A 17,710-nucleotide genomic window follows, 5' to 3' on the forward strand; every position below is an offset into this window, starting at 1 on the left:
TATATGGCTGGTGAAAAGTCAACTATTATTTACACACTGACTGATGAGGCGCCATTATTGGCGACCTATTCGCTACTGCCGATCATTGAGACCTTTACCAAGCCAGCTGGCATCGAGATTATTAAAAGTGACATCTCTGTAGCTGCACGTGTGCTCGCAGAATTCGCTGATTACCTAAGTGAAGAGCAAAAGGTATCCGACAACCTTGCAGAGCTAGGTCGTCTTACACAAGATCCAGATACAAACATTATCAAACTCCCGAACATTAGTGCGTCTGTTGCGCAATTAACTGCATGTATCAAAGAGCTTCAATCAAAAGGTTACGCAATTCCTGATTATCCGGAAAATCCGACGACTGAAGAAGAAAAATCAATCAAAGCTCGTTATGGTAAGTGCCTTGGTTCAGCAGTAAACCCTGTCCTTCGTGAAGGTAACTCTGACCGCCGTGCTCCTGCAGCAGTTAAAAACTATGCGAAAAAACACCCTCACTCAATGAGCGAGTGGAAACAGTGGTCACAAACTCACGTTTCACATATGGAAGAAGGTGACTTCTACCATGGTGAAAAATCAATGACACTTGATCGCGCGCGTAATGTGAAAATGGAACTTATCACAAATAGTGGTAAGAGCATTGTTCTTAAGCCAAAAGTTGCGCTTCAAGAAGGTGAAATCATTGATTCAATGTTCATGAGCAAGAAAGCACTTTGTGATTTCTATGAAAAAGAACTTGATGATTGTAAAGAAGCGGGAATTTTATTCTCTTTACACGTAAAAGCGACAATGATGAAAGTTTCACACCCGATCGTTTTCGGTCACTGTGTGAAAATTTATTACAAAGAAGCTTTCGAAAAACACGGTAAGTTATTTGACGAATTAGGCATTAACGTAAATAACGGTATGGCTGGGTTATACGAGAAAATCGAAACTCTTCCTACTTCATTACGTGAAGAAATCATTGAAGACTTACATGCTTGTCAAGAACACCGTCCTGCACTTGCAATGGTTGACTCGGCAAAAGGCATCACAAACTTCCACTCACCAAACGACATCATCGTTGATGCTTCTATGCCAGCAATGATCCGTGCTGGTGGTAAAATGTGGGGTGCTGATGGTAAGCAATATGATGCTAAAGCTGTTATGCCAGAATCAACATTTGCCCGTATTTACCAAGAAATGATCAATTTCTGTAAATGGCATGGTAACTTCGATCCGAAGACTATGGGTACAGTACCAAACGTTGGTTTGATGGCTCAAAAAGCTGAAGAATACGGTTCTCACGATAAGACTTTTGAGATTTCAGAAGCGGGTATTGCAAACATTACCGATCTTGACACTGGTGAAGTGTTATTGACTCAAAATGTGGAAGAAGGCGATATCTGGCGTATGTGTCAGGTTAAAGATGCTCCGATTCGTGACTGGGTTAAACTTGCAGTAACTCGTGCACGTAACTCAGGTATGCCTGCAATCTTCTGGCTTGACCCGTACCGTCCACATGAAAACGAATTGATCAAGAAAGTACAAAAGTACTTAAAAGATCATGATACAACTGGTCTTGATATCCAAATCATGTCTCAAGTACGTGCAATGCGTTACACACTTGAGCGCGTAGTACGTGGCCTAGACACGATTTCTGTGACTGGTAACATTTTACGTGACTACTTAACTGACTTGTTCCCAATTATGGAACTTGGTACTTCTGCAAAAATGTTGTCTATCGTTCCGCTAATGGCGGGCGGTGGTATGTACGAAACTGGTGCTGGTGGTTCAGCGCCAAAACACGTCCAACAACTTGTTGAAGAAAACCACTTGCGTTGGGACTCACTTGGTGAATTCCTTGCGCTTGCAGTATCTTTAGAAGAAATGGGTATTAAAGAAAATAATGCTCGTGCTAAGTTACTTGCGAATACTCTTGATGAAGCGACTGGTAAATTGCTTGACAATGACAAGTCTCCATCACGTCGTACTGGTGAAATCGACAACCGTGGCAGCCACTTCTACTTGTCACTTTACTGGGCTGAAGCACTTGCTGCTCAGAACGAAGATGCTGAGTTGAAAGCTAAATTTGCTCCTCTTGCTAAAGCTTTAGCTGAAAATGAAGAGAAAATTGTTGCTGAACTTGCTCAAGTACAAGGTAAACCAGCGGACATCGGTGGTTACTACGCAATTGATCCGACTAAAGTAAATGCTGTAATGCGTCCAAGTGCTACATTCAATGCAGCTCTTGCGACAGTTGAGGCTTAATTACTAAATCGTTAGTAATTAGCTTAAGAACCGGTGCATATGCACCGGTTTTTTATTGCCTAAAAATAAAAAGACATTAAAAAAGCCCACTGATGTGAGCTTTAAAACTTAAATGTGTTTATCGACTATTATTACGCCCACGACCACGTGGTGCTTTGGTATTTGGACGAGTTGTACCGTTGGTCTTACGACGTGGTTTCTCGCTTTCATCCATTTGCCAAATACGTTTTGTACCAGACTTTTTCGCAGAACCATCTTTGTTTTTGCGAACCATTGGCTTGCCGCCTGTACCGCCTGGTTTTTTCACATATGAACGTGAGCGATAAGGCTGTTCAGCTGGCACATCTTTAAAGTCAGGGTAGAGTAATGGTTCAATTTCTTTAACATCACCTGGTTTTAAGCCAAGTTGAACTAAGTCGATTGAGCCAATTTTAGTACGAATTAAACGTAAAGTTGGAAAACCTACCGCAGAAGTCATACGACGAACTTGACGGTTACGGCCTTCGCAAATTGAAATCTCAATCCAAGATGTAGGAATATTTGCACGGTAACGTACTGGCGGATTACGTTCCCATAACCATTCAGGTTCACTGACCTTAATGGCTTTGGCTGGAAGCGTCATACCATCATTCAGTTCTACACCTTTACGAAGTTGCTCAAGCGCTTCTTCGGTTACATCGCCATCAACTTGAACTAAATAGGTTTTGTATTTTTTATTTGCAGGGTTGGTAATGAACTGATTCAGACCACCATGATCGGTTAAAAAAACTAAACCCTCAGAGTCCATATCAAGACGGCCTGCTAAGCGTAAAGTCGGGTCATCAACAAAGTCAGAGACGGTCATATGTGCTTCGTCTTTACGAAACTGGGAGAGAACGTCATATGGCTTGTTGAGAATCACAATTTTCATAAAAAATGGCTTCTTCTTTCAAATAACTAGAGAAAACATTGAGCTATATTTAAGTGCGAAATTTGCTTATTTCTCACATAAATCTCAAAAAGAATTAAATTCGATTAAGCTATTATGCGTTAATAAAAGTTGAAAGTATTGTTTATCGATAATTATTTTTAGTTAATTAAGTATTATAAAAGGGAGAATCTACACAATGGGTTATCAGAAGATCGTGGTTCCTGCCGACGGCGACAAAATCAAAGTAAATGCAGACCTATCACTGAACGTACCAAATCATCCAATTATTCCTTTCATTGAGGGTGATGGTATTGGTGTGGATATTACACCAACAATGAAAGCAGTCGTAGATGCTGCGATTTTAAAAGCTTACGGTGGCAAACGCTCAATCGAATGGATGGAAGTGTATTGCGGTGAAAAAGCCAATAAAATTTATGGCAATTATATGCCCGAAGAAACGTTCGAAGCACTTCGTGAGTTTGTGGTATCAATCAAAGGTCCTTTAACCACACCAGTAGGTGGGGGCATTCGTTCACTCAACGTGGCTTTGCGCCAAGAATTAGATCTGTATGTTTGCGTACGTCCAGTGCGTTGGTTTGAAGGCGTTCCATCACCCGTTCAACACCCCGAATTAACCGATATGGTGATTTTTCGTGAAAACTCGGAAGATATCTATGCAGGTATTGAATGGAAAGCTGATTCTGAAGAGGCAAAAAAAGTCATTAAGTTCCTTCAAGAAGAAATGGGTGTCACAAAAATTCGCTTTCCTGAAGGATGTGGTATTGGAATTAAACCTGTTTCAAAAGAAGGAACACAGCGTTTAGTCCGTAAAGCCATTCAGTTCGCAATTGAAAATGACAAGCCTTCTGTGACGCTGGTTCACAAGGGCAATATCATGAAATACACCGAAGGCGCATTTAAAGAGTGGGGCTATGAGTTGGCTTTGGATCGTTTCGGTGGGGAGCTAATTGATGGTGGCCCATGGGTTAAAATTAAAAATCCTAGAACTGGTAAAGACATCATTATCAAAGATGTCATTGCAGATGCGTTTTTACAACAGATCCTTATGCGTCCAGCCGATTACTCTGTGATTGCCACCCTAAATTTAAACGGTGATTATATTTCTGATGCTTTAGCAGCAGAAGTAGGCGGCATTGGTATTGCACCAGGTGCAAATATTGGTGGCGCAATTGCAGTTTATGAAGCAACTCATGGCACTGCGCCTAAATATGCAGGTCAGGATAAAGTAAACCCCGGGTCTATCATTCTTTCTGCGGAAATGATGCTACGTGATATGGGGTGGACAGAGGCTGCTGACCTGATCATTAAAGGAATTTCTGGAGCAATTGCTGCCAAAACCGTAACGTATGATTTTGAGCGCTTAATGCCGGGTGCAACCTTGTTACGTTGTTCTGAGTTTGGTGATGCGATTATTAAACATATGGGAGAGTAATCTTCTATTAAAAAGCCCTCAGTTGAGGGCTTTTTTTATTGCATAAATTCGGGATGTTTCGGAGTTTTAATAAAACCAGTTTTCTTTTGATAACTCTGGTCTAGGGCTTGAATAACAAGAACGAAAGCAACTAGAAATAAAGGAAAGAGCAGAGTTTTCACGATTTGGTTTCTCCGAGAGTTGAGGTGAAAGAAGGGCGTATAGGTAGTAAAAGGCAAACCGCAAAAAGAAGAACGATTCCACCCAAAAGAAAGAGATGGGCATAAGACCAATGCAAATGATGCAAAGTACTAATAACAACCCCACCTAAAAGCTGAGTGCTAGCAAACCCAATAGTGGCAAGGCTCCAAAGCTTTTGATAACGTTGCTCATAAATCTGTAGCAGACTATAAGAACTAATAAATACGGTTGCAGGAGTGAGTAAGCCTGTCAGAAGCGAAGATAAGGCCAGTAAAGAAGTCATTTGTGAAAGGAAAGGTAAAACAACAGCGAGGCAGTAAATGGCATATAACCATTTAATAGTCTGTAAATATCCCATTATTCGGCTTAAGCAATAGGCGATGAGTGCACCAATGCAGCTTCCCAATCCATAGAGAACCCAAAATAAATTTCTTTGCTGTAATGGAAAATGCAGAGTTCCAGATAAATAATCCATCCAAAACAAAGAATGTGGAATATAGGCAAAGGCACTACACATATAGGCAATAATAATGACAATGCCTAAACGTGATTTTTGTGAGGCCGGTAAAGTAGTAGATTGCGCTTTAATAATCTGTGCTGTATTACGAGTTAATAATCGATAAAGAGTTAAGCTTCCTAATAGAGAAAGACCCGCAAAAATATCCCAAACATAATGTACGGGCATATTTTTAAGTAGGGGAATAATAATGGTAGCGGATAAAACGCCGACGCCAATCCCGCTAAATCCTAAAAAATTAACTTTTAATCTTTGTGTGTTGGGAATGTATTTCATTGCAAAGCTAGGCGCCAAAATCATAAGTAAACCACCGGCAATACCTGAAATCGTACGCCAGACAATGAACCACACCAGAGGCATATCCATGAATGAACAGCATAGTAGGCTGAGACTGCCAGCTATAGCCGACAGTACGATGAGGGATGGGATGTACTTTTCCTTAATACTCAATAGCGCTAATAAGGCACCCATCAGATATCCCAATAAATTTGCACTGCCTAAGAAACTGGCAAAATCATGGGTCCAGTGATATTGCTCGATTACGATGGGCATGAGCGCAGTATAGGAAAACCTAAAAACGCCAATTCCCAAACAAGTTGCTAAAAAGACAATTAAGCTCATTCGATAAAATGTAGACATGAGAAGATGCTCAATTTTTTTATTATTAAAAGCGAGTTTTGAAATCTTTAAAAATGATTTAATATGATGGTAATTATCTTATTTTGAGATAGGGTTATGTTGCTTAAGTCTCTCGAGTTTTTTTTAGCAGTTGCAGATAGTGGAAGTTTTTCATTAGCTGCGCAAAAAATGTATACCGTTCAATCGAATATCACGAGCCATATAAAAAAACTTGAAGAAGAGTTGGGGGTTATTTTATTCAATCGTAATAACCCAGTGACCTTAACCAATGCCGGTCAACAGCTCCATAGTTATGCTGTTCAAATGATTGCGCTGCATGACAAAGCTAAGAAGATGTTTCAAGAAGGTGATATTGACCCGAATGAAACTATTCGTTTAGGCAGTATGGAAACAACTGCCGCGATACGTTTGCCTCAGCTACTCAATCAATGTATGCAGCGATACCCTACTTTACCCATCGAGCTGCAAACTCATCCAACCCGTTATTTATTAAATGCTGTACATCAGGGAGAAGTGGACTGTGCTTTTGTAGCATCTAAACATTCAATTCCTGAATTATATAGTTTTCCTGTGTGGCACGAAGAACTGGTTCTGGTTTGCCCTAAGCAACAAGTGAGCTTTCCAGACAAGGCAACCCTTGCAAAGACTAGATTTATAGCATTTCGGCAAGGTTGCTCATATCGACATGCTATAGAGCTTTTCTTGAATGATTTTAGTGTTCCGCCTTCACAAATCATGGAAATGGGAAGCCTTGATGGAATCGTGAGCTGTGTAGAGTTGGGTGTTGGTTTTGCTTTATTACCGAAATCATATCTTACAAAAGTTGAAGATAAAGTTTCGGTCAATTGTTTTGGACTGAATACGGAATCTGCTCAGTTTACTACCTACTTGGTTGCCCAGTTACCAGAAACATGGGGCACCAATTTAAAGCAGTTCATTCATTTTATTGAGCAACAATTTGAATTAAAGGTTGCTTAAGTAGAGGCTGATTTTTATACATAAATATCTTACGTAATTTATAAATTAAAAGTGATATATATGTATTTAAAAGTCATTTTATATTCTCACGCAGGTTTGTAATCATCTTGATGCTATAAAATTGTGGAAAAGGGTAGTTTATATAGGCTGGCTATGGTCAAATATGCCCCCTTGAAAGATGACACAAGCAATAATTTGGAGTTTGGGAATGAATATACCCTTAATCATCAATATTGTGGTTTTTGTCGGGTTAATATTTTTACTCGCCCAAACACGTAAAACAGACTGGAGCTTATCGAAAAAAGTTCTGGCTGGCTTAGTTCTAGGTGTAGTGTTTGGTTTAGGACTACATTTGATTTATGGCGGTGGCCATCCGATTCTTGCTGAATCTATTAGCTGGTTTAATATCGTTGGAAACGGCTATGTAAAACTTTTACAAATGGTCGTTATGCCTTTGGTATTTGTGTCTATTTTGGGAGCGGTTGCAAAATTACACCAAGCCTCATCTTTAGGCAAAATCAGTTTTTATACGATTGGTACTTTACTCTTTACAACGCTGATTGCTGCACTGGTAGGCGTATTTGTTACCAACCTGTTTGGCTTAACGGCAAAAGGTTTAGTGCAAGGTGCTGCTGAAACTGCACGCTTAACTGCGATTAATACGGATTATGTAGGTAAAGTTACCGATTTAAGTGTACCGCAGTTTATTCTTTCCTTTATTCCAAGTAATCCATTTGCTGAATTGACTGGTGCAAACCCAACATCAATTATCAGTGTAGTTATTTTCGCCGTCTTTTTAGGTATAGCAGCGCTTAACCTAATGAAGGATGATGCTGAAAAAGGTCAACGTATTCTGACTGCAATTCAGACGTTGCAGTCATGGGTAATGAAGCTTGTGCGCTTAGTGATGACTCTTACACCATATGGCGTATTTGCGCTTATGACAAAAGTCGTGGCAAGTTCAAACGTCGCAGATATTTTAAATCTAGGCGGTTTCTTGGTTGCATCTTATTTAGGCTTGGCGATTATGTTTGTCGTACATGCCATTATTTTGACTATGACGGGTGTTTCTCCTCTTAAATTCTTTAAGAAAGTTGCTCCAGTTTTAACGTTTGCATTCACTAGCCGTTCAAGTGCAGCAAGTATTCCACTGAGTATTGAAACACAAACTCGTCGTTTGGGTGTGCCTGAATCTATTGCAAGTTTCTCTGCTTCTTTTGGTGCCACCATTGGTCAAAATGGTTGTGCGGGTTTGTATCCTGCAATGCTGGCAGTGATGGTTGCACCTACCATGGGTATTAACACCTTAGACCCAATGTGGATTGCATCGTTAGTCGGTATTGTGACTTTAAGTTCAATTGGTGTTGCTGGAGTAGGTGGTGGTGCAACTTTCGCTGCGCTAATCGTGCTTCCTGCTATGGGCTTACCAGTGACTTTGGTTGCACTGCTTATTTCAATCGAGCCACTCATTGATATGGGCCGTACTGCATTAAATGTAAATGGTTCAATGACTGCTGGTGTTGTGACGAGTCAGTTAATGGGCCAGACTGATAAAGAAATATTAAACAGTGAAGATGAAATTGAGTTAACTCAACATCATTAAGAATTAGTATTAAACGGCTCTCCACATTGGATGAGCCGTTTTTTTATATGCATAAATTGCCACTGTGATGTTAATTTTAAAAAAACTGTATCTGTTTTTCTTTTAAATAATTTTCGAAAATGAGCCTATTACAAAAGAGAGCACTATCATGAAAATGTATCAAGTCGATGCTTTTACAAAAGAGTTATTTCGTGGAAATCCAGCCGCTGTTGTTGTTGAAAAAGAGTGGTTAGATGCAAATTTAATGCAAAAGATAGCACTTGAAAACAACTTATCTGAAACTGCTTTTGTAAAAATTATAGACTCTGAAAATTATGAAATCCGTTGGTTTACTCCAACGGTTGAGGTTGATTTTTGTGGGCATGCGACTCTTGCCAGCGCTTTTGTAATATTTAAAGATTTTACCGAGAAAAAGACAATTAATTTCCATGTCCGAAATTTGGGTATTTTTGTGGTTCACCAAGATGAAGATGGCAAAATCAGAATGGATTTTCCAATTCGTAAAGCTCATCAAGTTGAAGATTATCCAACTATTTTACGTCAAGCATTAACAAAGCCTTTTAAAGCAGTTTATCAAAATGTTCAAGCCTACATTGTTGAGTATGAATCAGTGCAAGATGTGGTAGATGAGCAGCCTGACATGAATTTGCTCAAAGCTCTAGGTAAGAGAACTGCAATTACAACTACAGCGATGGATGTTGCAATAACTTCAAAAGCAGACCAGCATTATGATTGTGTATCTCGGTATTTTGCTCCTGTCGCGGGAATTGATGAAGACCCAGTTACAGGTTCAATTCATACGGCAATAGCGCCATTATGGGCAGAGAAACTCGCTAAAAATAATATTATTGCTTATCAGGCATCTAGCCGTGGAGGCATTTTATATTGCAATGTTCTAACGGAAGAGCGTATTGAGATTTCAGGGTATGGGAAGCTTTATATGCAAGCCGAAATTTTTCCTTAAAATATAAGGCCGTTTAAATAAACGGCTTTCTTTTCAAAACTTTACTATGAAAATTAGTTTAAATTTCCTACTATAGTCCCACAACTATTGATTTTTTATTATTCAAATTAATTGGTATTTATATGTTTATGCAGTTTAAACAACTGACACTCTCCCTATGTATTCTTGGTTTAAGTGCTGCGTCTTGGGCACAAACTACATTAGTAAAAAGTAAGCAAAATATTGAGGAATATAAATTAGATAATGGTTTTCGGATTGTGCTTGCACCGAATGACAAAGAAAATAAAATCTTTATTAATACCATTTATTTAACTGGTTCATTAAATGACCCGCAAGGCAAAAGTGGCTTAGCTCATTTGCTTGAGCATTTGGCTTTTAAGGGGACACAAAATGTTAAAGGGGAAGAATTCCAGCGTCGTTTAGATCAATATACATTGATGACAAACGCCAGCACCGATTATTACTCAACAAAATATACCAATATCGTTCGTCCAGAGAAAACTGCGCTTGATCAAGTGTTGTATCTTGAATCTGAGCGTATGGATAAATTAGTTCTTCAAGAAAAATTCGTTCCTTCCGAAATTGAAATTGTAAAGCGCGAACGTGAAGTCCGTATGGATCAGCCTTTTGCTGTACTGATGGATCAAATGTGGAAGTCAGCTTATGGTAATCAATATTTAGGTCGTTTACCGATTGGCGATTTGCCTGAGCTTAAATCTATTAAGATGCCTGAATTGAACCAGTTCTATCGTAGCTGGTATGCGCCAAATAATGCAGTGATGGTGATTTCTGGTAAGTTTAATAAGACAGATGTCTTAAAAACAATTGACCAATATTTTAGTCCAATTGCGGCACGAGAGGTTCCAAAGCCTGTACAGATTCCTGTGCTTGACTCTACAAAAATAAAAAATCGTCAGTTCATGGTGAAAAAGGGCAGTGATTTGGCTAAATTCCATATCTATATGAATGGTAAAAATACCAAAATTCAGCCAACACTCGCTTTAGCCCCTTTGTTATATACCATGCAGCCAAGTGGTCATTTATATCAGGACATGGTTGAAACGGGCATTACCACAAATGTTGAGTCTAGCACTTGGTTAGATCAAGATTTTAATGTGGTGTTTTTAGGCGCGATTTACTCACCAAGTAATGATCCTAAAAAAGTTGAAAGCTCTTTGCTAGCGGGCATTGAAAAAGGGAAGCCATTTACTGAAGTTGAATTAAATCGTGTTAAAAGTTTAATGAAGACCCAAGGCGACTTAATCACGAAAGATGCGGTGGCACTGGGGTCACGTTTAAGTGATTACACCGTTGCTGGTGGGCAGTGGGATCAATATTTTAAAGATTTAGATTCAGTAGAAAAAGTTAAGCTAGATGAAGTAAATCAAACTTTAAAACAGTTCCTTGTGGCTGAGCATCGTATTGATGGTGAAATTCTACCAACGCCTGAAGACCAGAAAAAAGCTCAACAGCAAAATTCAAAAGAGACCCCTAAAACTCTAGATCAGGTAGAAGTAAAGGCCGAGCCTTTAAAAGATCCGAAAGTATATCAACAAGAAGTCGCTGAGTTTTTAAAAACTTCAAAGCAATACGTTGAAGGCAATGAGAAAAAGATTATCCGCGGGAAACTAAAAAATGGAATGAAGTATGCTCTATTCCCAGTTGAAACACGTGATGATCGTACTTATGCAACGATTACCATGGACTTCGGAACAGAAAAATCTTTATTTAATAAAGGTACGGTAGTTGATTTAACTTCCTACTTATTGCTTCGTGGTTCTGATAAATACAGTTTGCAAGATATTGCCGATAAATCAATTGATGCAGGTGGTGCGGCTTATGCAAGTGCTGACGGCAATGGCATGACCATTAATATTCAGTCGAAATCAGAAAAATTTGATGAGTTTTTCAAGTTTGTTCTTGATGTGATGAAAAATCCGAAATTTGAACAATCTCAATTTGATTTAATTAAATCACAAAGTTTATCAAGCCTTGATCGTCCTTATACCGAGCCAGATGTGGTAGCTGGTTTAACACTTTCACGTTTACTTGAAGAATATCAACCGGGTGATTTGCGTTATCACTTTGAACCTGAACTGGCAAAACAGCAGTTGAAAAATGCAACTCAAGAGCAAGTGAAAGAGTTATATGAGCGTTTCTTTGCAATGAACCATGCTCAAATTGCCATTACAGGTGAATTTGATGCGAAAAAGATGCAGAAATTACTGAATCAGGAATTTGGTCGTTGGAATGGTAAGCAGCCATATCAAAAAATCTTGATTGATCACGTTGATTTTCCAGCACAGAAAGTCCATGTTTTATCTGAGCAACGTGAATTTGGTAGTTACCAGAGCGTACTTTCATTGCCAGTTGGGAAAAACCATCCAGATGCATCTGCTCTTATTTTAATGAACTATATTTTAGGCGAATCTCAAATTTCATCACGTTTGGCTCAAGAGCTTCGTGAGAAAAATGCCCTAGTGTATGGTTTTGGAAGTGGACTGCAACTTGACCGTGACACGAATGTAGGGGCTTTGAGTATTAGTGCAAATTATAATTCGGGTCGTTCAGCACAAGTGTCTGCTTCAATACATAAAGTGTTAAATGACTTGGTTAAAAATGGCGTGACTGAGCAAGAGCTTGAAGCTGCTAAAGCAGATATCATGAAGAAACGAGTTACGGCATTAGAAGATGAGCGTAATATTCATGGCATGTTAAATCTACAGCTTGAAACAGGCAAAACCTTGCAAGACCGAATTCGTCATGATCAAGAGTTAACTAAATTGACTGTTGCTGACGTTAATAGAGTAATTAAGAAATATATTAAACCTGAGCATTTGGTCGAGGTAATGGCTGATCAATATGGTCAGGCAGCAAAAAAATAAAGTCTTGTCGCAAATAAAAAGCCACTGAATCGTGGCTTTTTATTTGGGTCTTTAAATCATATTAATGATCGTGTTTATGCGCGTGAAAATCTTCATTTTTACGGAAACGTAAATAATTTTCGAATTGTTCACAATATTCATCGAAGTTATCTTCAAGCATCATTTGAAATTGTTGAAGAAGGTAAGACATGACCTGATCTTTCGCATCACGCATTTCATTACCATCTTTAAAGTTATTTGCAGCTACCCATGTATTAAAGCGGGCAGTAGCAAATAACATTGCAGCACTCACTTGACCACGTAACTCAGCCGGATCTACTTTTTTATCTTTTGGCGGGCGACAAAAATCATTAGCCTGTTTAATAAACTCATCCGCACGCTCAAAGAAAACAGCATTTAACGCTTCTTCTTCAGTAATATCTGTTGCATTAATCTTTTGAGACATGACTTATTCCCGCAAAAATAGAGCTGCTTATTATAGGCAAACGCTTGCGGAAACAAAACCTTTGACTTAGTCTGTAAATAGCCTAAGTATTGGCAGGAGAGCCTAATATGCAAGATGCAATTGCGATTCAAAGTTTAAAAACAGATATTGCTTTATTACGCCAGCATGTTTTCCCACCTCAATATTTAGAACATGTCGAAGGATTGCCGATTTATTATGGCTTGCAAAAAGAAGTCGAAAATTATTACCAACAATGGCAGGGGCTAATTGAAAGGGCACAAGAGCTTTTTCAGCCATTTATGGAAGATGAATTACCAGATGCCATTCATTTACCAAGTCATTTAAATTTACCGCTGTTCTTTTTTCATGTAGACCGAATTCGGATTAATAAAACACGCGCAAAAGAATCTAAAACTTTCCGTGGTGTGGCGAGTCTTATTGAAAAATGCGGGCAGTTTGAAACAGACCAGATATTTACGATGCAAGAATGGTTGCAAAGCGACGATACAGCGGCTCTGGTTGCTCACCGTGAATTCATTGATTTAAGAACCTATGTATTCCAGCACGGGCAAAGTGAATATACCCGTTCGCGTTTTTATACCAATGGTATTGTGCTAGGGGTTGAGCCGCATTTTAAATTGGTCGATGCTCGCGATAAACCAAGAAAGCAGCGCAGTGATAGCTATAGTGACCCGTTAGCAGATAACGGCGTATGGAAAGTATTTGGTAAGTATCGATAAAAGTCGCTGCGTGTTTACAGCGACTTTTTATAACTTACCAGAAAGTTTCAACCTCACTAAAAGTTTGTAAAGCTTTTGCTGAGCGCTTTTGTAATTGAGGCTGTTTGGCTTTGACCCAGCCTAGGGCAAACCAGAAAGATGAGTCATTTTCGACAGCTTTATTGAAAATACCTTCTGCGATAAATAAATCGTTATATTGCCCAAGCGTATTTTGCACAGGTTGTAGCTGTTTTAAATATTGTTGTACCTTTTTATTTGGATAAAGACTCGAAATAAACTCAACACAATAACGTAACTGCTTAGCTTGCTTTCTTATTTTGTGTTGTTCAGTCACTTCAAGCTCAGAGAAGTGTTCAGCATTGTTAATTACTTTATGATGTAACTTATCTAAACTCTTTTTAATGTGTTTTTTTAGCCCACTTGTTTTTTTCTTTGAGTCTTCTTCTGAATAAGCAAATGCTAGTAACCCGAGTAAGAGCTTAATCGTGTCTGCAGAGGTAAAGATTGTTGAGAGTTCTTTTGAGGGCTGGGCTGAAACTGGTAGTAAAAGTTCAGGTGAACCGTGTTGTTGAATGACAGGTAACACTTCGGTACGAATTGCATCTTCATCACGAGTGTCGCCAAGCTTACGGAAAAGCTCAGCAATTTGTTCTTCCCAAAGTGGATTTAGCTCGCCTGACCAGCCTGAAAAATGCTTAAACGCACTACGCAAACGTCGTAGACTTACACGTGCCTGATGGATATGCTCAGCTTCGGCAACCCCATCGGCAATTACAGCCATATTTGGCAAAAATTGTTCTAAACAGTTTTCGACAATCTTTTTGAGAGCCTGTTCAGCAGTAATATCTTTATTTAATGTCAAAGCTTTAGCATGAACAGCAGGCGAGGCTGCTTGCCCTAGTGCTAATAAGTTGCCACGCTCGGCTTTACTTCTTACATCAAGCCAAAGTGCGTAACGATTAATCCATTGCTGGGCAAATTGAATAAGCGTTTTTACTGCACCTTGTTTGAGTTCAAATTCAACTTCACAAATTACACTTTGTGCATCTGCTGTTTTTACCAAACCATCATCTAAGCAAACTTCGATAGCCGTATCGTCTGCTTCAAATACATGAAAGGTACGTTGTACATCAGTTTCAAACTGCAAACTTAGTTTTTCAGCTTGTGTTCCTAAAGCTGTATTAATTAAATCAGTTACCTCTTTATTATCTTTGTATAACTCAAGGTTTAAGTCAGGTTCTTGCTCACACTTACCTAAATGAATTTCTTCTTCAACACGGTGTAGGTGGCTTTGACCTGCGGCTTTAAATGTTTGTACCCATTGATCATCTTCTTTACGTAGACGTAGGGCCATGCCATTTTTAGCAAGCAGTCGATCAGGAGTATCGTAATACTTTGCCTGTAAGTGAATGTTCTTTGCTTTATGTTTTTTTAAGTATTGCTGGACAGTTTTTTTCTTCGATTCAGGTAACTGAAACTTTAGCTCGACTTCGACCATAATATATCTCCCTGAATCAGGTATTTAAACTATCTTGAATAAGTATAATAGCTTAGTACTAAAAGTAATGGTTTTGATAGACAAAGTTACAATCAAACATATGACGCTATACTTTTATTTAGGTGTACAATTAGGTGACGTTTTGATCAAATAAAAATCAGGAAGATGATCGTGAATGCACCAATAAACTTTAGCCATGAAGCTCAGCCAGAGTTTGAATTGCCGATTAAAAACTATCAGGAATTTTATCGTTTTTATTTAACTGAACACCGTAACATCATGAGCAGACGTTTGCATGTGGTGGGTAGCAGTATTGGCATATACTTTTTTTCAAAAGCAGTCCGTAAGAAACAAGCCAAATATGTGCTCTATGGTTTGGTCGCGGGTTACGCAAATGCATGGGTTGGACATTTTGTGTTTGAAAAAAATAAGCCTGCCAGTTTTAAACAGCCTTTTTATAGTTTTATTTCTGATTGGCGAATGTTGTCTGATGTTGTACGTGGCCGTTTGAGTTTGGTTGATCGTAAACACGACAAAATTCCGAGTTAATTTTTATATCTATTCTAAATATACCGATTGGTACTGGTAAGCCTATATCAATCGGTACTTATGATGTTCTATAAATCCGTTATACTAGCCAAGTTTTTTAAAGCGAGACTAGAGTATGCGCGGTTTATATCTCATTACCAATGATGACCCAATCCAACTATTATTAGAAAAATTAGATGCCGCGCTCGCAACTCGTCAGGTCGCCATTTTACAGTACCGCCGTAAAAAAGTAGACAAAGCAGATCAACCTGCTGAAGTTGAACAAATCAAAATATTATGTGAAAAATATCAGGTTCCATTTGTGATTAATGATGATTTAAAACTGGCTGCTCAGTTCGGTTTAGGTGTGCATTTGGGACAAAGTGATGGTGAAATTACCGATGCAAAATCGCAATTACCAGAAGGTGTCATTATTGGTCGTACTTGCCTGAACTCTTTAGAGCTTGCCCAAAAAGCAATTGCAGATGGCGCAACCTATATTGCATTTGGTGCGGTCTATGCGACTTCTACAAAACCTGAAGCGGGTAATGTAGGTATAGAAGTGATTAAGCAAGCAGCAGCTCAATATGATGTACCAATTTGTGCCATTGGTGGCTTAACTGTTGAAAACTCACAACCTGTGATTGAGGCCGGGGCTGACCTGTGTGCAGTCATTAGTGATATATTAGGCCGATCAACTGCTGAAATTCCTGCCCGTGTACAGGCCTGGGCACAATTATTTTCTTAAGCTTTCAAAATTATTTTTTAGATATTTAAGACGAGCATTTCCATGAGTTTATCTCCAAAGCAAGAACAGTTATTTAAACAAGCCAGCAAACACATTCCAGGTGGTGTGAACTCTCCGGTACGTGCCTTTAATGGCGTTGGAGGAACACCTGTTTTCATTGAGAAAGCAAAAGGTGCTTATTTATGGGACGTAGATGGTAAGCGTTATGTTGACTATGTTGGTTCTTGGGGGCCAATGATTTTGGGCCATGCTCATCCAGAAATTATTAAAGCAGTACAAACAGCAGCAGAAGATGGTTTAAGTTTTGGTGCGCCAACCGTACATGAAACAACCTTGGCAGATATTATCTGTGAAATCATGCCATCAATTGAGTTGGTACGTATGACGAACTCTGGTACAGAAGCGACCATGACGGCTATTCGTTTAGCACGTGGTTATACTGGCCGTGACAAGATTGTGAAGTTCGAAGGTTGTTACCACGGCCACTCAGACTCACTTTTAGTAAAAGCAGGTTCGGGCTTACTCACTTTAGGTGAGGGTGAGCCGACTTCGAAAGGTGTGCCTGTTGATTTTGCTAAGCACACTTTAACGCTACCTTACAACGATATTGCTGCATTAAAAGAATGCTTTGCTAAATTTGGTCATGAAATTGCGGGTGTTATTATTGAGCCTGTAGCAGGTAACATGAATATGGTGAAACCGATTGACGGTTTCTTACAAGCCATTCGTGATATTTGTGATGAATATAAATCTGTATTCATTATTGATGAAGTGATGACAGGTTTCCGTGTTGCTTTAGGCGGTGCGCAATCGGTTTATAACGTTAAACCTGATTTAACCACTTTAGGTAAAATTATTGGTGCAGGTCTACCTGTTGGTGCGTTTGGTGGTAAACGTGAAATCATGGAATGTATCGCACCTTTAGGTGGTGTATACCAAGCCGGTACATTATCTGGTAACCCACTTGCTATGCGTGCTGGTATCGAGATGTTCAAACATTTACGCCAACCAGACTTTTATAGCAATTTATCTGTTCAACTTGAAAAGTTACTTGCAGGCTTACAAGCTGCAGCTGATGAAGCGGGTATTCCATTTAAGACTCAACAAGCTGGCGCAATGTTTGGTCTATATTTTACCGACCAAGAAGATATTACAAGCTTTGACTCTATGTTGGCCTGTGACATTGAAGCTTTCAAAAAGTTCTTCCATGGTATGTTAAAACGTGGAGTCAACTTAGCACCTTCAGCATTTGAAGCGGGCTTTATTTCATCTGCTCATTCAGATGAAGATATCGAATTTACGATTCAAGCTGCAAAAGAAACATTCGCTGAAATGAAGTAAGCAAAAAAGCCCGTGTTAAACGGGCTTTTTAATTTGAGCT

The 17,710-nt window shown here is 39.1% G+C and carries 15 protein-coding genes; 10 read left to right on the top strand and 5 right to left on the bottom strand.

The annotated features are described in order from the left end of the window. Positions 1-3 precede the first annotated feature (3 nt). A complete protein-coding gene (locus HLV59_RS04830) occupies positions 4-2,241 on the top strand; it encodes an NADP-dependent isocitrate dehydrogenase (RefSeq protein ID WP_031949025.1) in 2,238 nt (745 codons plus the stop codon). 118 nt (positions 2,242-2,359) lie between these two features. Here HLV59_RS04830 and HLV59_RS04835 read toward each other — a convergent pair whose 3' ends face one another. Further along, positions 2,360-3,151, bottom strand: a complete 792-nt coding sequence (locus HLV59_RS04835) for an rRNA large subunit pseudouridine synthase E (RefSeq protein WP_031949024.1) — start codon at positions 3,149-3,151, stop codon at positions 2,360-2,362. A 196-nt stretch (positions 3,152-3,347) separates the two neighbouring features. Here HLV59_RS04835 and icd point away from each other — a divergent pair, with 196 nt between their 5' ends. After that, positions 3,348-4,604 (top strand): NADP-dependent isocitrate dehydrogenase, encoded by a 1,257-nt coding sequence (gene icd / locus HLV59_RS04840; protein ID WP_005067916.1) that lies wholly within the window; start codon positions 3,348-3,350, stop codon positions 4,602-4,604. Positions 4,605-4,639: 35 nt separating this feature from the next. Here icd and HLV59_RS04845 read toward each other — a convergent pair whose 3' ends face one another. Then, positions 4,640-4,765, bottom strand: coding sequence for a hypothetical protein (locus tag HLV59_RS04845; RefSeq protein ID WP_013197121.1), 126 nt, complete (start codon positions 4,763-4,765; stop codon positions 4,640-4,642). Then, positions 4,762-5,940, bottom strand: coding sequence for a YbfB/YjiJ family MFS transporter (locus tag HLV59_RS04850; protein WP_214286623.1), 1,179 nt, complete (start codon positions 5,938-5,940; stop codon positions 4,762-4,764). Before HLV59_RS04850 ends, HLV59_RS04845 begins: the two co-directional genes overlap by 4 nt. A 96-nt stretch (positions 5,941-6,036) precedes the next feature. Here HLV59_RS04850 and HLV59_RS04855 point away from each other — a divergent pair, with 96 nt between their 5' ends. The 4 genes from HLV59_RS04855 (at position 6,037) to HLV59_RS04870 (ending at position 12,370) form a co-directional block, all read left to right on the top strand. Further along, the gene (locus HLV59_RS04855; RefSeq protein WP_061875477.1) at positions 6,037-6,918 is read left to right on the top strand and encodes a LysR family transcriptional regulator; all 882 of its coding nucleotides are present in this window, start codon (positions 6,037-6,039) and stop codon (positions 6,916-6,918) included. 208 nt (positions 6,919-7,126) lie between these two features. After that, positions 7,127-8,521 (top strand): L-cystine transporter, encoded by a 1,395-nt coding sequence (locus HLV59_RS04860; protein WP_002118474.1) that lies wholly within the window; start codon positions 7,127-7,129, stop codon positions 8,519-8,521. Between the two features lie 148 nt (positions 8,522-8,669). Then, complete coding sequence (locus HLV59_RS04865; protein WP_081173065.1) at positions 8,670-9,485, top strand: PhzF family phenazine biosynthesis protein; 816 nt, start codon at positions 8,670-8,672, stop codon at positions 9,483-9,485. A gap of 122 nt (positions 9,486-9,607) precedes the next feature. After that, the gene (locus HLV59_RS04870; protein WP_081173067.1) at positions 9,608-12,370 is read left to right on the top strand and encodes a M16 family metallopeptidase; all 2,763 of its coding nucleotides are present in this window, start codon (positions 9,608-9,610) and stop codon (positions 12,368-12,370) included. A 61-nt stretch (positions 12,371-12,431) separates the two neighbouring features. Here the strand turns inward: HLV59_RS04870 and HLV59_RS04875 are convergent, their stop codons facing one another. Continuing rightward, positions 12,432-12,815 (bottom strand): DUF3144 domain-containing protein, encoded by a 384-nt coding sequence (locus HLV59_RS04875; RefSeq protein WP_002118682.1) that lies wholly within the window; start codon positions 12,813-12,815, stop codon positions 12,432-12,434. Between the two features lie 107 nt (positions 12,816-12,922). Between HLV59_RS04875 and HLV59_RS04880 the strand changes: the two genes are divergently transcribed. After that, positions 12,923-13,555 carry a hypothetical protein gene (locus tag HLV59_RS04880; RefSeq protein WP_016140335.1) on the top strand — a complete coding sequence of 211 codons (633 nt, stop codon included), beginning with the start codon at positions 12,923-12,925 and terminating at the stop codon, positions 13,553-13,555. 34 nt (positions 13,556-13,589) lie between these two features. Here HLV59_RS04880 and HLV59_RS18825 read toward each other — a convergent pair whose 3' ends face one another. Beyond that, positions 13,590-15,053 carry a CHAD domain-containing protein gene (locus tag HLV59_RS18825; protein WP_171429439.1) on the bottom strand — a complete coding sequence of 488 codons (1,464 nt, stop codon included), beginning with the start codon at positions 15,051-15,053 and terminating at the stop codon, positions 13,590-13,592. 165 nt (positions 15,054-15,218) lie between these two features. On the opposite strand from HLV59_RS18825, the gene HLV59_RS04890 reads away from it, so the two are divergent. The 3 genes from HLV59_RS04890 (at position 15,219) to hemL (ending at position 17,670) form a co-directional block, all read left to right on the top strand. Beyond that, positions 15,219-15,602: a DUF962 domain-containing protein gene (locus tag HLV59_RS04890; protein ID WP_171429440.1), complete on the top strand. Its 384-nt coding sequence runs from the start codon at positions 15,219-15,221 to the stop codon at positions 15,600-15,602. A gap of 115 nt (positions 15,603-15,717) precedes the next feature. Continuing rightward, positions 15,718-16,329, top strand: coding sequence for a thiamine phosphate synthase (gene thiE / locus HLV59_RS04895; protein ID WP_171429441.1), 612 nt, complete (start codon positions 15,718-15,720; stop codon positions 16,327-16,329). Positions 16,330-16,371: 42 nt separating this feature from the next. Next, the gene (gene hemL, locus HLV59_RS04900; protein WP_031949015.1) at positions 16,372-17,670 is read left to right on the top strand and encodes a glutamate-1-semialdehyde 2,1-aminomutase; all 1,299 of its coding nucleotides are present in this window, start codon (positions 16,372-16,374) and stop codon (positions 17,668-17,670) included. The last annotated feature ends 40 nt before the right edge of the window (positions 17,671-17,710 follow it).

The sequence above is a fragment of the Acinetobacter lactucae genome (assembly GCF_013122135.1).
GTDB classification, from domain to species: domain Bacteria; phylum Pseudomonadota; class Gammaproteobacteria; order Pseudomonadales; family Moraxellaceae; genus Acinetobacter; species Acinetobacter lactucae.

Excerpts from the sequence above, each read along its gene's own strand:
- HLV59_RS04875 (WP_002118682.1), bottom strand. The coding sequence starts at position 12,815 with ATGTCTCAAAAGATTAATGCAACAGATATTACTGAAGAAGAAGCGTTA.
- hemL (WP_031949015.1), top strand. The coding sequence starts at position 16,372 with ATGAGTTTATCTCCAAAGCAAGAACAGTTATTTAAACAAGCCAGCAAA.
- HLV59_RS04830 (WP_031949025.1), top strand. The coding sequence starts at position 4 with ATGGCTGGTGAAAAGTCAACTATTATTTACACACTGACTGATGAGGCG.
- HLV59_RS04880 (WP_016140335.1), top strand. The coding sequence starts at position 12,923 with ATGCAAGATGCAATTGCGATTCAAAGTTTAAAAACAGATATTGCTTTA.
- HLV59_RS04855 (WP_061875477.1), top strand. The coding sequence starts at position 6,037 with ATGTTGCTTAAGTCTCTCGAGTTTTTTTTAGCAGTTGCAGATAGTGGA.
- HLV59_RS04870 (WP_081173067.1), top strand. The coding sequence starts at position 9,608 with ATGTTTATGCAGTTTAAACAACTGACACTCTCCCTATGTATTCTTGGT.
- icd (WP_005067916.1), top strand. The coding sequence starts at position 3,348 with ATGGGTTATCAGAAGATCGTGGTTCCTGCCGACGGCGACAAAATCAAA.
- HLV59_RS04865 (WP_081173065.1), top strand. The coding sequence starts at position 8,670 with ATGAAAATGTATCAAGTCGATGCTTTTACAAAAGAGTTATTTCGTGGA.
- HLV59_RS18825 (WP_171429439.1), bottom strand. The coding sequence starts at position 15,053 with ATGGTCGAAGTCGAGCTAAAGTTTCAGTTACCTGAATCGAAGAAAAAA.
- HLV59_RS04890 (WP_171429440.1), top strand. The coding sequence starts at position 15,219 with ATGATCGTGAATGCACCAATAAACTTTAGCCATGAAGCTCAGCCAGAG.
- HLV59_RS04850 (WP_214286623.1), bottom strand. The coding sequence starts at position 5,940 with ATGTCTACATTTTATCGAATGAGCTTAATTGTCTTTTTAGCAACTTGT.
- HLV59_RS04835 (WP_031949024.1), bottom strand. The coding sequence starts at position 3,151 with ATGAAAATTGTGATTCTCAACAAGCCATATGACGTTCTCTCCCAGTTT.
- HLV59_RS04860 (WP_002118474.1), top strand. The coding sequence starts at position 7,127 with ATGAATATACCCTTAATCATCAATATTGTGGTTTTTGTCGGGTTAATA.
- thiE (WP_171429441.1), top strand. The coding sequence starts at position 15,718 with ATGCGCGGTTTATATCTCATTACCAATGATGACCCAATCCAACTATTA.